Below are 12,194 nucleotides of genomic sequence, written 5' to 3' on the forward strand. Positions count from 1 at the left end.
GCGCCGCCGGCACGAAGGTGAGGGCCGGCGTGGCCGACTAGATCATGAGCCGGATCATCGCCGGCTTCTTCGAGCTCGCCCACGCCGTGCAGCACACCACCGGCCAGGCGTTCGTCATGGCCTTCCAGGCCGGCGGCGCGCACGCGCAGGATCGCGGCCTGGAGGCCGTCGCGGTCGCCCTCGCCGAGTCGACCCGGATCCCGGCCACCGCGATCTGGGGCAAGCCGCAGCGCGGCACCGACCCGCTGCGCCTGGCCAAGACCAGCACCGTCGTCGGCCGCGGCGTCGCGCTCATGATCGGCTGCAACACGTTCCCCACCTGGAACGGCTACCCCGGCCTGTTCGCGAGCCTGGTCACCGGCAACGCCGTGATCGTCAAGCCGCACCCCGGCGCCGTCCTGCCGCTGGCCATCACCGTGCAGATCGCCCGCGAGGTGCTCAGCGAGGCCGGCCAGGACCCCAACCTGGTGACGCTCGCGGTCGAGGAGCCCGGCGACGGCATCGCCGCCACCCTCGCCACCCACCGCGACGTGCGCATCGTCGACTTCACCGGCTCCAGCGAGTTCGGCAACTGGCTCGAGGCCAACGCCCGCCAGGCGGTCGTCTACACCGAGAAGGCGGGGCTCAACACGGTCATCGTCGACTCGACCGACGACTACCAGGGGATGCTGCGCAACCTGGCGTTCTCCCTCTCGCTCTACAGCGGCCAGATGTGCACCACGCCGCAGAACTTCCTCGTGCCGGCCACCGGCATCTCCACCGACGCCGGCCACCGCAGCGCCGACGAGTTCGGCGCCGACCTCGCGGTCGCGCTCGACAAGCTGCTCGGCGACCCCAAGCGGGCGGCCGGCACGCTCGGCGCGATCGTCAACGACGGCGTGCTCGCCCGGCTGGCCGAGGCCGGCGGCACACCCGGCGTCATCCGGGCGTCCGCGCCGGTCGCCGACGAGCAGTTCCCGGACGCCACCATCCGCACGCCGGTCGTGCTGCGCATCGACGCCGCCGACGAGAAGGCATACACCCGCGAGTGGTTCGGGCCGATCTCCTTCGTCATCGCCACCGAGTCCACCCGGCACAGCCTCGACGTCTTCACCGAGACCGTCCGGGACCACGGCGCGCTGACGGCGTCGGTCTACTCGACCTCGCCCGAGGTGCTCGCCGCGGCCCGCGAGGCCGCGCTCGACGCCGGCGTGCACCTGTCGCAGAACCTCACCGGCGGCGTCTTCGTCAACCAGACCGCCGCGTTCAGCGACCTGCACGGCACCCCGGCCAACCCGGCCGCGACCGCGTCGCTGAGCGACTCCCACTTCGTCACCGGCCGCTACTTCACGCTGCAGTCGCGCCACCACGTCACGGAGCAGGACAATGCCTGAGGCCTACCTGGTCGGCGGCGTCCGCACCCCGCAGGGCAGGTATGGCGGCGCGCTCGCCGGCGTGCGGCCCGACGACCTGGCCGGGCTCGTGGTGCGCGCCGCGGTCGGCCGCGCCGCGGTGCCCGGCGAGGCGATCGACGAGGTGATCCTCGGCGCGGCGAACCAGGCCGGCGAGGACAACCGCAACGTCGCCCGGATGGCCGTGCTGCTCGCGGGCCTGCCCGACGCCGTGCCCGGCTACACCGTCAACCGCCTCTGCGCCAGCGGCCTGACCGCGATCGTGTCCGCCGCCCAGGCGGTGCGCAGCGGCGAGGCCGACCTGATCGTGGCCGGCGGCGTCGAGTCCATGACCCGCGCGCCGTGGGTCATGGCCAAGCCCGGCACCCCGTGGGCGCGCCCCGGCGAGGTCGTGGACTCGTCGCTGGGCTGGCGCTTCACCAACCCGGCGTTCGCCGCGCACGACCGGGTGGCCGGCGCCGGCCCCGAGGACCGCCGGGTCACCCTGGCAATGGGGGAGACGGCCGAGGAGGTCGCCGCCCTCGACAAGATCACCCGCGCGGAGAGCGACGCGTTCGCGCTGCGCAGCCACGAGCGGGCCCTCGCGGCCATCGACGCGGGCCGCTTCGACGCCGAGATCACCCCGGTCCCGGTCAAGGACGGCCAGTTCGGCACCGACGAGATTCCGCGGCGCGGCGGCAGCCTCGAGCGGCTGGCCGGGCTGCGGCCGGTCTTCCGCGACGGCGGCGTGGTCACCGCCGCGTCGTCGTCGCCGCTGTCCGACGGCGCCGCCGCCGTCGTGGTGGCGAGCGAGGCGGCCGTCAAGCGCTACGGCCTGACCCCGCGCGCCCGCATCGTCACCTCGGCGAGCGCCGGGGTGCCGCCGCAGCTCATGGGCCTCGGCCCGGTACCCGCCACCGAGAAGGCCCTCGCCCGGGCCGGCTGGGGCGTCGGCGACCTCGACTCCGTCGAGCTCAACGAGGCGTTCGCGGTGCAGTCCCTGGCCGTCATCCGCCGGCTCAAGCTGGACGAGGAGCGGGTCAACGCCGACGGCGGCGCCATCGCGCTGGGCCACCCGCTCGGCTGCTCCGGCGCCCGCCTCACCGTCACCCTGCTCGGCCGGATGGAGCGCGAGGACGCCCGCCGCGGCCTCGCCACCCTCTGCGTCGGCGTCGGCCAGGGCGTCGCGATGCTCGTGGAGCGCGTCTGATGGCGCCGTACGACACCATCAAGGTGGACGAGCTGGACGACCGGGTCGTGGTGACGCTGCACCGGCCGCAGTCCCGCAACGCCATCGACGCGGCGATGATCCGCGAGCTGCACGACGTCTGCGGCGGCCTCGAGGAGCACCCGAGGCTGCTGCTGCTCACCGGTGCCGGCGGGGTGTTCGCCGCCGGCGCCGACATCGCCGAGCTCCGGGCCCGCGGCCGCGAGCAGGCGCTGCGCGGCATCAACAGCCGGCTGTTCGACCGCATCGCCCGGCTCCCGCTGCCGAGCGTCGCCGCGGTCGACGGCTACGCGCTCGGCGGCGGCGCCGAGCTCGCCTACGCCTGCGACATCCGCCTGGCCTCGCCGGCGGCGACGTTCGGCAACCCGGAACCGGGCCTGGGCATCCTCGCCGCGGCCGGCGCCACGTGGCGGCTGCGCGAGCTGGTCGGCGCCTCGGTGGCCAAGCAGATCCTGCTGGCCGGCCGCCGCCTCGACGCCGAGGCCGCCTGCCGGCTCGGGCTGGTCGCCGAGGTGGTGCCCGCGGACGACCTGCTCGCCCGCGCGCACGCGCTGCTCGACCGGATGGCCCGCTCCGGCGCGCTGGCGCTGCGGCTGACCAAGCTGGTCACCGACGCGCCCGGCGGCCACCCGGTCACCGACGATCTCGCCCAGGCGATCCTCTTCGAGTCCGAGGAGAAGCGCGACCGCATGGACGCCTTCCTGGCCGGAGAACGCCGATGACCGCCGCCGCCACCCCGAAGACCGTCGGCGTCATCGGCGGCGGGCGGATGGGCGCGGGCATCGCCCAGGTCTTCGCCGCCGCCGGCGCCTCGGTGACCGTCGTCGAGCGCGATCCGGCCGCCGGTGCGGCCGCCCTCGATCGGGTGCGTACCGGCCTCGGCCGCGCCGCGGAGCGGGGCAGGCTCAGCGAGGACGTCGCGGACATCCTCGGCCGGGTCGGCCTCGCCGCCGACGTGACGGGCCTGCCCGCCGGCGCCGACCTGGTGGTCGAGGCCGTCCCCGAGGACGCCGACCTCAAGATCCGCGTACTTGCCGCCGCCGAGGCGGTCATCGGCGAGCACACCGTGCTCGCCACCAACACCAGCTCGCTGTCGATCGCCGGCCTCGCCGAGGGCCTGCGCCGCCCGGCGTCCCTGGTCGGCATGCACTTCTTCAACCCGGTTCCGGCCAGCGACCTCGTCGAGATCGTGGCCGGGCCGCAGACCGCCGACGCGGTCCGCGACGCCGCACACGGCTGGGCGCTCGGCCTCGGCAAGACCGCGATCCTGGTACGCGACTCGCCCGGCTTCGCCACCAGCCGCCTCGGCGTGCTGCTCGGCCTCGAGGCCATCCGGATGCTCGAGGAGGGCGTCGCCGACGCCGCCTCGATCGACCGGGCGATGGAGCTCGGCTACCGGCACCCGATGGGGCCGCTGCGCTCCACCGACCTCGTCGGCCTCGACGTGCGGCTGGCGATCGCCGAGCACCTGCACCGCGAGCTCGGCGAGCGGTTCGCGCCGCCGCAACTGCTGCGCGACAAGGTGGCCCGCGGCGAGCTGGGCCGCAAGACCGGACAGGGCTTCCATGCCTGGGAGGGAAACCGATGACCGACCTCGGCGAGAAGACGTTCGCGGAGACCATCGCGAAGGATCAGCGGGTCGAGCCGCGCGACTGGATGCCCGACGGCTACCGCAGGACGATGATCCGGCAGATCGCGCAGCACGCGCATTCGGAGATCATCGGCATGCAGCCCGAGGGCGAGTGGATCACCCGGGCGCCGTCGCTGCGGCGCAAGGCGATCCTGCTCGCCAAGGTGCAGGACGAGGCGGGCCACGGCCTCTACCTGTACTCGGCGGCGGAGACCCTCGGCGCCGACCGCGGCGACCTGACCCGGCGGCTCATCGAGGGCCGGCAGAAGTACTCGTCGATCTTCAACTATCCGACCCTGACGTTCGCCGACGTCGGCGTCATCGGCTGGCTCGTCGACGGCGCCGCGATCTGCAACCAGGTGCCGCTGTGCCGCAGCTCCTTCGGGCCGTACGCGCGGGCGATGATCCGCATCTGCAAGGAGGAGTCGTTCCACCAGCGGCAGGGCTACGAGCTGCTGATGACGATGATGGGCGGCACGCAGGCGCAGCGCGAGATGGTGCAGGACGCGGTGAACCGCTGGTGGTGGCCGTCGCTGATGATGTTCGGTCCGCCCGACGACCGGTCGCCGAACTCGGCGCAGTCGATGGCCTGGAAGATCAAGCGGCACACCAACGACGAGCTGCGGCAGCGCTACGTCGACATGAGCGTGCCGCAGGCCGAGGCGCTCGGCGTCACCTTCCCGGACCCCGACCTGCGCTGGAACGCCGACCGGGGGCACTGGGACTTCGGTGCCATCGACTGGTCCGAGCTCCAGCGCATCATCTCGGGCGACGGCCCGTGCAACGCCCTGCGCATCTCGAATCGGCGCCGTGCCGATTCCGAGGGTGCCTGGGTCCGCGAGGCGGCCGCGGCGCACGCCGCCCGCCGTCAGGAGGTAAAGGCGCAATGACCGAAGAGATCAAGCACGAGTGGCCGCTGTTCGAGGTCTTCGTCCGCGCCAAGCGCGGCCTGAACCACGTGCACGTCGGCTCGCTGCGCGCCGCCGACCACCAGATGGCCCTGCACCACGCCCGTGACCTGTACACGCGGCGCAACGAGGGCGTGAGCATCTGGGTGGTGCGCTCGGACGACGTGGCGGCGTCCGGCCCGGACTCCAAGGACGCGTTCTTCGCGCCGAGCGGGGACAAGGTCTACCGGCACCCGACGTACTACTCGATTCCCGACTCCGTACCGCACATCTGAGGCGATCCACATGTCCTTCGACGCCGCCTACGAGGCGCTCACCGACCACGACGACGATGCCCGGTGGGCCTACGGCACCGGGTTCGCCGACCCGCTCGCCGGGGTGGACACCGCCGTGCCCGCCGGGGTCGACCGCGGCGACCTGGCCGCCTACTGCCTCATGCTCGGCGACGACGCGCTGATCATGTCCCACCGGCTGCAGCAGTGGGTGACCCGCGCGCCCGAGCTCGAGGACGAGCTGGCGATCGCGAACATCGCCCTGGACCTGCTCGGCCAGGCCCGCCTGCTGCTGACCCGCGCGGCCGAGGTCGAGGACGCCGGCCGCGACGAGGACGCGATGGCGTACCTGCGGGACGAGGCCGACTTCCGCAACGTGCGGCTGGTGGAGCGGGAGGACGCCGACTTCGCGCACCTGGTCGCCCGCCTGCTGGCGTTCGCGACCTGGCGGCTCGCGCTGCTGGACGCCCTGCGGGCCTCGGCCGACCCGGTGCTGGCGGCGATCGGCGCGAAGGGCGTCAAGGAGGTCACCTACCACCGCGACTACGCGGCGCAGTGGGTGGTCCGGCTCGGCGACGGCACGGAGCTGTCCCACGAGCGCATGGCCGCCGCGGCGGACGCGGTGCTGCCGCACCTCGACGAGCTGTTCCGCACCCACGCCACCGAGTCGCGGCTGGCGGCGGCCGGCGTGGCCGTCGACCCGGCGACGCTGCGCGCGGAGTTCGACGGCGTCTGGGCGCAGGTCGCCGAGGCCGCGACGCTGCGCACCGGCACGCCGCGCGGAGACGACGGCCCGGGCGGCCGCGACGGCGTGCACACCCCGGCGATGGCGGGGATCCTCGCCGAGCTGCAGGGGCTGGCCCGCTCGCTGCCCGGCGGCGCGTGGTGACCGCGGCGGCCGTGGCGGCCCGGGTCACCGACCCGGAGCTGCCCATGGTGACCCTCGCCGACCTCGGGATCCTGCGCGGCGTCGACGAGGCCGGCGACGGCGTCGTCGTCACCATCACCCCGACCTATTCGGGCTGCCCCGCCATGCGGACCATCGAGGACGACCTCACCGTCGCGCTGCGCGCGGCCGGCTACGCGCGGGTCGAGGTGCGTACCGTGCTGAGCCCGGCGTGGACCACCGACTGGATCACCCCGGCGGGCCGGGACAAGCTGGCCGCCGCCGGGATCTCGCCGCCGGGGCCCGCGCCCCGCCGGGCGCCCGGGCCGGTGCCGCTCACCCTGGGCCCCAGCCGGCGGGCGATCGCCTGCCCGCAGTGCGGGCACGCGGAGACCGAGGAGATCGCCGCGTTCAGCGCCACGGCCTGCCGTGCGCTGCGCCGGTGCCCGGCCTGCCGCGAGCCGTTCGAACACGTGAAGGAGATCTGACGTGGTGGTGCGGGACTTCCATCCGCTGCGGGTCGCCGCCGTCGAACGGCTCTGCGACGACGCGGTCGCCGTCACCTTCGAGGTGCCCGACGAGCTGGCCGGCACGTACGCGTTCCGGCCGGGGCAGTCGCTGACGATCCGCCGCGCCGGTGACGGCGCCGACGAGCGCCGCAGCTACTCGATCTGCGCGCCGGCGGGGGAGCGCCCCCGCATCGGCGTGCGCGAGGTGCCGGGCGGCCTGGTGTCGTCGTGGCTGGTGCACGGCCTGCGGCCGGGCGACGAGGTCGAGGTCGCGCCGCCGAGCGGCACCTTCACCCCGGATCTCGCCGCGGCGGGCCGGCACGTCCTGATCGCCGCCGGGTCGGGCATCACCCCGGTCATGTCGATCGCCGCGTCCCTGCTGCGGCACCCGGGCGCCGAGGTGAGCATCCTGTACGGCAACCGCCGCGCCGACACGGTCATGTTCGCCGAGGAGCTCGCCGACCTGAAGGACGCCCACCCGTCCCGGCTCGAGCTGGTGCACCTGCTGTCCCGCGAGGCGCGCGAGGTGGAGCTGCTGACCGGGCGCCTCGACGCCGACAAGCTGCGCGCCCTGCTGCCCCGGCTCATCGACGTGCGCGGGGTCGACCACTGGTGGCTGTGCGGGCCGTTCGGCATGGTCACCGGCGCCACCGAGGTGCTGGGCGAGTTCGGCGTCGAGCCGGCCCGCATCCACCGCGAGCTGTTCTGGGTGGACGAGGCGCCGCCGGAGCCGCTGCGGGAGGAGCCCGGCGCGCGGGGCCCGAGCAGCGAGGTCACCGTCGTGCTCGACGGCCGGTCGACCACTGTCACCGTGCCGCGGGGCGACACCGTCCTCGAGGGAGCGCAGCGGTCCCGCCCGGACCTGCCGTTCGCCTGCAAGGGCGGGGTGTGCGGCACCTGCCGGGCCCGGGTCGTCGACGGCGACGTGGAGATGCGGCGGAACTTCGCGCTGGAGCCGGCCGAGGTGGCGGCCGGATTCGTGCTCACCTGCCAGTCGACGCCGACCTCCGCCAAGGTAGTGGTCAGCTTCGACGACTGAGCCGCGCTCAGCCCGTGGCCCCGCCCAACTGCTCGCCGAGCCCGGTGCGCAGGTAGCAGAGCCGGCGCCCGGTCCGGGCGCCGGCCACCAGGCCGGCGTCCCGCAGCGTCGTGAGGTGGTGCGACGCCGTGGCCGCCGCCAGGCCCAGCGCCGAGGCCACCTCGCCGGTGCTGTGCGGCACGTCCAGCAGCGTCAGCACCGCGGCCCGGGTGGGCCCGAGCAGCGCCGCCAGCGCCGCCGACGGCTCCGCCCGCGCCGGCGAGTCCCACAGGGTGCCGAACCCCCGCGGCGGGTACCACAGCGCCCGCCCGTGCCGCGACTCCGTCATCGCGAACACCTTCGGTCCGGTGAAGCCCGACGGCAGCAGCGCCAGCCCCTTGCCGTCGCGCCCGAAACCGGCGACGTCGCCGCCGTGCCCGATGGACAGCGCCGAGCCGTCCCAGGTCAGCGTCGGGTGCAGGTCCCTGACCAGCGACCGCGACCCGTGCTCGGCGGCCGTCCGGGCCCGGTGGGCGATCTCGGCCTCCGCCGCCGAGCGCAGCCGCGCCCAGTACGGCGCGACCGCCACCGCGAAGTACTGCCGGATCTCGCGCAGCAGCACGGCCAGCGCCCCCGCCGGATCGGCGCCGAACCGGGTGATCTCCGGCGGCACCGACGACACCCCCTGCCAGGTGTGGTCCACCTCGTGCGCCACCCGGTCCAGCGGCGTCGCCGCCACCTCGGCCAGTTCGTCGCGCAGCAGCGGCCGGGCCACCGGCGGCACCGGGGTCAGGAAGTCCGGGATCCAGCCGTTCGGCCGGGCGAGGACCGCGGTGAACGTGGTCAGCCGGGCCGCCGCCAGCGCCGGGGCGACCTGCGCCCGCCACGCCGCGTACATCCAGTACTGGTCCGGCCTGGTCAGGGCCACGCTGCTGGCCACCACCTCCGCCATCGGGGAATGCGCGAACCGGACGCCGGCGAGATCGGCCGGGGTGAATTCAAGGCGGAGCATGCGGACCATTCGACCACGGTCGAACGGCTGGGGCCATCGGGTTCCCGACCGTACGGTTCGGCCATGCGCTACACACCTCTCGGCCGTACCGGATTGCGGGTCAGCCGGATCTGTCTCGGCACCATGAACTTCGCCTGGCAGATCGGCGAGCCCGAGTCGCACGCCGTCCTCGACCGCGCCCTCGCCGCGGGGATCAACTTCGTCGACACCGCGAACATGTACGGCCGGGAGACCGGCGACGGGCTCAGCGAGCGGTTCATCGGCTCCTGGTTCGAGCGCTCCGGCGCCCGCGACAAGGTGGTGCTCGCCACCAAGGTCTACGCGCCGATGAGCGACTGGCCGAACGACGGCGGTCTCTCCGCGCGGCACATCATCGCCTCCTGCGAGGCCTCGCTGCGCCGGCTGCGCACCGACTGGATCGACCTCTTCCAGCTGCACCACGTCCAGCGGGAGACCCCGTGGGAGGAGATCTGGCAGGCCCTGGAGACCCTCACCCTGCAAGGCAAGATCAGGTACGCGGGCAGCTCGAACTTCGCGGGCTGGCACCTGGCCCGGGCGCAGGCCGCCGCCGACCGCCGCCACTTCCTCGGGCTGGTGTCCGAGCAGGCGAAGTACAACCTGCTGACCCGCCACGTCGAGCTCGAGGTGCTGCCCGCGGCCCGGGAGCTCGGCATCGGCGTGCTCGCGTACTCGCCGCTGCACTTCGGCGCCCTCTCGGGCGCGCTGCGCAAGCAGCGCGACGGCGTCGCGGGCCGCAGCGTGCTGCACGCGCCGGACCGGGTCGAGCCGCACCGCGCGGCGATCGAGCGCTTCGAGAAGCTGTGCGCCGGGCTCGGCCACGAACCCACCACGGTCGCGCTCGCCTGGCTGCTGTCGCGGCCCGGCCTCATTGGACCGGTGATCGGGCCGCGCACGCCCCAGCAGCTCGACCTGCCGCTGCTCGCCCTGGAGACCGAGCTCGACCAGCGGATCCTGGACGAACTCGACCGGATCTTTCCGCCCGTCGGCAACGGCGGACCGGGCCCTGAGGCGTGGGCATGGTGAACGGGGGCACGCCTCAGGGCCCGATTTCCTCATAAACCCCGGCGGCGTGCCGATGCCTCCGCTCGTGCAGAGTGCGGAGTTCGACGACCACACCGCGGAATACTGGGGTCGCCAGATCCGGATCGGGTCCGCCATCGCCGCCGGGGTGTCCCTGCTCGGCTGCGTGCGGGTCGCCGTCGACTGGGGTCCCGGCGCGCGCTGGCTGATCCCGCTGGCGATCTGCGCGATCCTCGGGCAGGCCGGCGCGGTGTTCCTGCCGTGGTCCCGGATGGTCCGCAGCCCCCGGTTCCGGCGGTGGCTGGTCAGCTGGTGGTTCGTGGAGCTGCCGGTGCTGTTCCTGTTCTCGTACGTCGACGACGACGGGCTGATCATCTACCTGCCCGGCGTCGCGCTGATCCTGGTCGCCGCCGCGGCCCTGTACGGGCCACCGGTCGTGGTGAGCCTCGGCGTGCTGTCGCTGGCCGGCTACCTGGCCCTGCTGCCGGCGCTGACCAGCACCAGCGCCGTCTCGGTCGTCTCGCTGGCGGCGATAATGTCCTGCCTCGTCGCGCTGAACTCGATACACGCGCACAGCCGGCGGCAGCTCGACGCCCGGCGCAAGGCCGCCGAGCACCGCACCGGGATGCTGCTCGAGGCCGCCTCGGACGCGGTGTTCGCGATCGACGCCGAGGGCATGGTGCGCTACGCCAGCCCGTCCGCCCAGCGGATCCTCGGCGTGCGGACGGACCAGCTCAGCGGCAGCTCGGTGGTCGCGCTCGCCCACCCGGATGAGCTGGACGGGCTGCGCGAGTGGCTGACCGGGCTGTGGAGGACGCCGGGCGAGAGCAGCCGCACCGAGGCCCGGATTCGCCGCCCGGACGGCGGCTGGATGCACCTCGACGTGATCGGCACCAACCGGGTCGACGACCCGGCCCTGCGCGCCGCCGTGATCAGCCTGCGCGACATCGGCCGCCGCAAGGAGCTCGAGGACGAGCTCAGCAAGCAGGCGTTCACCGACTCGCTGACCGGGCTGCCCAACCGGGCGCTGTTCCGCGACCGCCTCGAGCAGGCCGTCGCCCGCCGCCGCGCCGACGGCGCGGTGACCGTGCTGCTCATCGACCTCGACGACTTCAAGCTGGTCAACGACAACCTCGGGCACAGCGCCGGCGACAAGCTGCTGGCCACCCTCGCCGGGCGGCTGCGCGCGGAGATGCGCCCCGGCGACACCCTGGCCCGCCTCGGCGGCGACGAGTTCGCCATCCTGATCGAGGACCTGGACCTCATCGGTGCGGCCGGGCTGGCCGAGCGGCTGCTGGCCGCGGGCCGCGAGCAGGTACGCCTGGACAGCCGTGACGTGAGCTGCTCGCTGAGCATCGGCATCGCGGGCGGCGACATGCCCGCCGAGCAGCTCCTGCGCGACGCGGACCTCGCCATGTACGCGGCCAAGCGCGCCGGCCGCAACGCGTTCGAGGTGTTCAGCCCGTCGATGTCGCGCTCGGTGCTGGAGGAGGCGCAGCAGCGCGTCGACATGGAGCGCGGCCTGGAGCAGAAGCAGTTCGTCGTGCTGTACCAGCCCGTTGTCGACATGGAGACGGAGCGGCTGACCGGCGTCGAGGCGCTGGTCCGCTGGCACCACCCCGAGGACGGGCTGCTCAGCCCGAACCAGTTCATTGCGAACGCCGAGGCCAACGGCCTGATCGTGCCGCTCGGCCGGTGGGTGCTGCGCGAGGCCTGCGAGCAGCTGGCGCGCTGGCGCCGCGAGACGCCGGCCGCGGACAACCTGGTGATGAACGTCAACCTGTCGGCGCGGCAGTTCCAGTACACCGGGCTGGTCGACGACGTCGCGACGGCGCTCTCCGACGCGGGTATCCCGGCGGGCTCGCTGACCCTGGAGATCACCGAGTCGATGCTGATGGTGGACATCGCCGGGGCGATCGAGACGCTGGGCGCGCTGCGGCAGCTCGGGGTCCGGCTGGCGATCGACGACTTCGGCACCGGCTACTCGTCGCTGAACTATCTCAAGCAGCTTCCGGTCGACATCATCAAGATCGACCGTACGTTCGTCGAGCAGGTCGACACCGACGCCGAGGACGTGGCGCTGATCGACGCGGTGGTGGGCCTGGGGCAGGCGCTGCGGCTGCAGACCGTGGCGGAGGGCATCGAGACCGACGGCCAGTGGGCGATGCTCCGCCAGATCGGCTGCGATCAGGGCCAGGGCTTCCTGTTCGGCCGGCCGGGCGACGCCGCGTCGGTGGCCGGCCTGCTGGCCCGCGGGCCCGGCGCCGCGACCCGGGTCGCCGCCCCGACCGCGGTCTGAGCGCCTCCGGGCGCCGAACGA

Annotated in this window: 11 protein-coding genes and 1 pseudogene; 11 read left to right on the plus strand and 1 reads right to left on the minus strand. The window is 74.1% G+C overall.

Features of this window, described 5'->3' with window-relative positions; translation table 11 throughout:
• The 9 genes and pseudogenes from paaN to paaE form a co-directional block, all read left to right on the plus strand.
• A pseudogene (gene paaN, locus AB0F10_RS40065) lies at positions 1-1,373 on the plus strand (phenylacetic acid degradation protein PaaN); the annotation flags it as partial.
• Positions 1,366-2,580, plus strand: a complete 1,215-nt coding sequence (locus AB0F10_RS40070) for a thiolase family protein (RefSeq protein ID WP_360638065.1) — start codon at positions 1,366-1,368, stop codon at positions 2,578-2,580. The pseudogene paaN and the gene AB0F10_RS40070, both read left to right, overlap by 8 nt.
• Complete coding sequence (locus AB0F10_RS40075; RefSeq protein WP_360638068.1) at positions 2,580-3,320, plus strand: enoyl-CoA hydratase/isomerase family protein; 741 nt, start codon at positions 2,580-2,582, stop codon at positions 3,318-3,320. Before AB0F10_RS40070 ends, AB0F10_RS40075 begins: the two co-directional genes overlap by 1 nt.
• Complete coding sequence (locus AB0F10_RS40080) at positions 3,317-4,186, plus strand: 3-hydroxyacyl-CoA dehydrogenase family protein (RefSeq protein ID WP_360638071.1); 870 nt, start codon at positions 3,317-3,319, stop codon at positions 4,184-4,186. The genes AB0F10_RS40075 and AB0F10_RS40080 overlap by 4 nt, the downstream gene beginning before the upstream one ends.
• A complete protein-coding gene (paaA, locus tag AB0F10_RS40085; RefSeq protein WP_360638075.1) occupies positions 4,183-5,118 on the plus strand; it encodes a 1,2-phenylacetyl-CoA epoxidase subunit PaaA in 936 nt (311 codons plus the stop codon). The genes AB0F10_RS40080 and paaA overlap by 4 nt, the downstream gene beginning before the upstream one ends.
• On the plus strand, positions 5,115-5,411 hold the full coding sequence (gene paaB / locus AB0F10_RS40090) for a 1,2-phenylacetyl-CoA epoxidase subunit PaaB (protein WP_360638078.1): 297 nt from the start codon (positions 5,115-5,117) through the stop codon (positions 5,409-5,411). Before paaA ends, paaB begins: the two co-directional genes overlap by 4 nt.
• A 10-nt stretch (positions 5,412-5,421) precedes the next feature.
• Positions 5,422-6,297, plus strand: coding sequence for a 1,2-phenylacetyl-CoA epoxidase subunit PaaC (paaC, locus tag AB0F10_RS40095; protein ID WP_360638080.1), 876 nt, complete (start codon positions 5,422-5,424; stop codon positions 6,295-6,297).
• Positions 6,291-6,782, plus strand: a complete 492-nt coding sequence (gene paaD / locus AB0F10_RS40100; RefSeq protein WP_360638083.1) for a 1,2-phenylacetyl-CoA epoxidase subunit PaaD — start codon at positions 6,291-6,293, stop codon at positions 6,780-6,782. Before paaC ends, paaD begins: the two co-directional genes overlap by 7 nt.
• A gap of 1 nt (position 6,783) precedes the next feature.
• On the plus strand, positions 6,784-7,842 hold the full coding sequence (gene paaE / locus AB0F10_RS40105) for a 1,2-phenylacetyl-CoA epoxidase subunit PaaE (RefSeq protein WP_360638086.1): 1,059 nt from the start codon (positions 6,784-6,786) through the stop codon (positions 7,840-7,842).
• A gap of 7 nt (positions 7,843-7,849) precedes the next feature.
• Here the strand turns inward: paaE and AB0F10_RS40110 are convergent, their stop codons facing one another.
• A complete protein-coding gene (locus AB0F10_RS40110) occupies positions 7,850-8,833 on the minus strand; it encodes a winged helix-turn-helix domain-containing protein (protein WP_360638089.1) in 984 nt (327 codons plus the stop codon).
• Positions 8,834-8,896: 63 nt separating this feature from the next.
• Between AB0F10_RS40110 and AB0F10_RS40115 the strand changes: the two genes are divergently transcribed.
• Both AB0F10_RS40115 and AB0F10_RS40120 read left to right on the plus strand, forming a co-directional pair.
• Positions 8,897-9,877 carry an aldo/keto reductase gene (locus AB0F10_RS40115; protein WP_360638092.1) on the plus strand — a complete coding sequence of 327 codons (981 nt, stop codon included), beginning with the start codon at positions 8,897-8,899 and terminating at the stop codon, positions 9,875-9,877.
• Between the two features lie 52 nt (positions 9,878-9,929).
• Positions 9,930-12,173, plus strand: a complete 2,244-nt coding sequence (locus tag AB0F10_RS40120) for an EAL domain-containing protein (protein ID WP_360638095.1) — start codon at positions 9,930-9,932, stop codon at positions 12,171-12,173.
• The last annotated feature ends 21 nt before the right edge of the window (positions 12,174-12,194 follow it).

The organism is Actinoplanes sp. NPDC026623, assembly GCF_040638275.1.
In the GTDB taxonomy this organism is placed as follows: domain Bacteria; phylum Actinomycetota; class Actinomycetes; order Mycobacteriales; family Micromonosporaceae; genus Actinoplanes.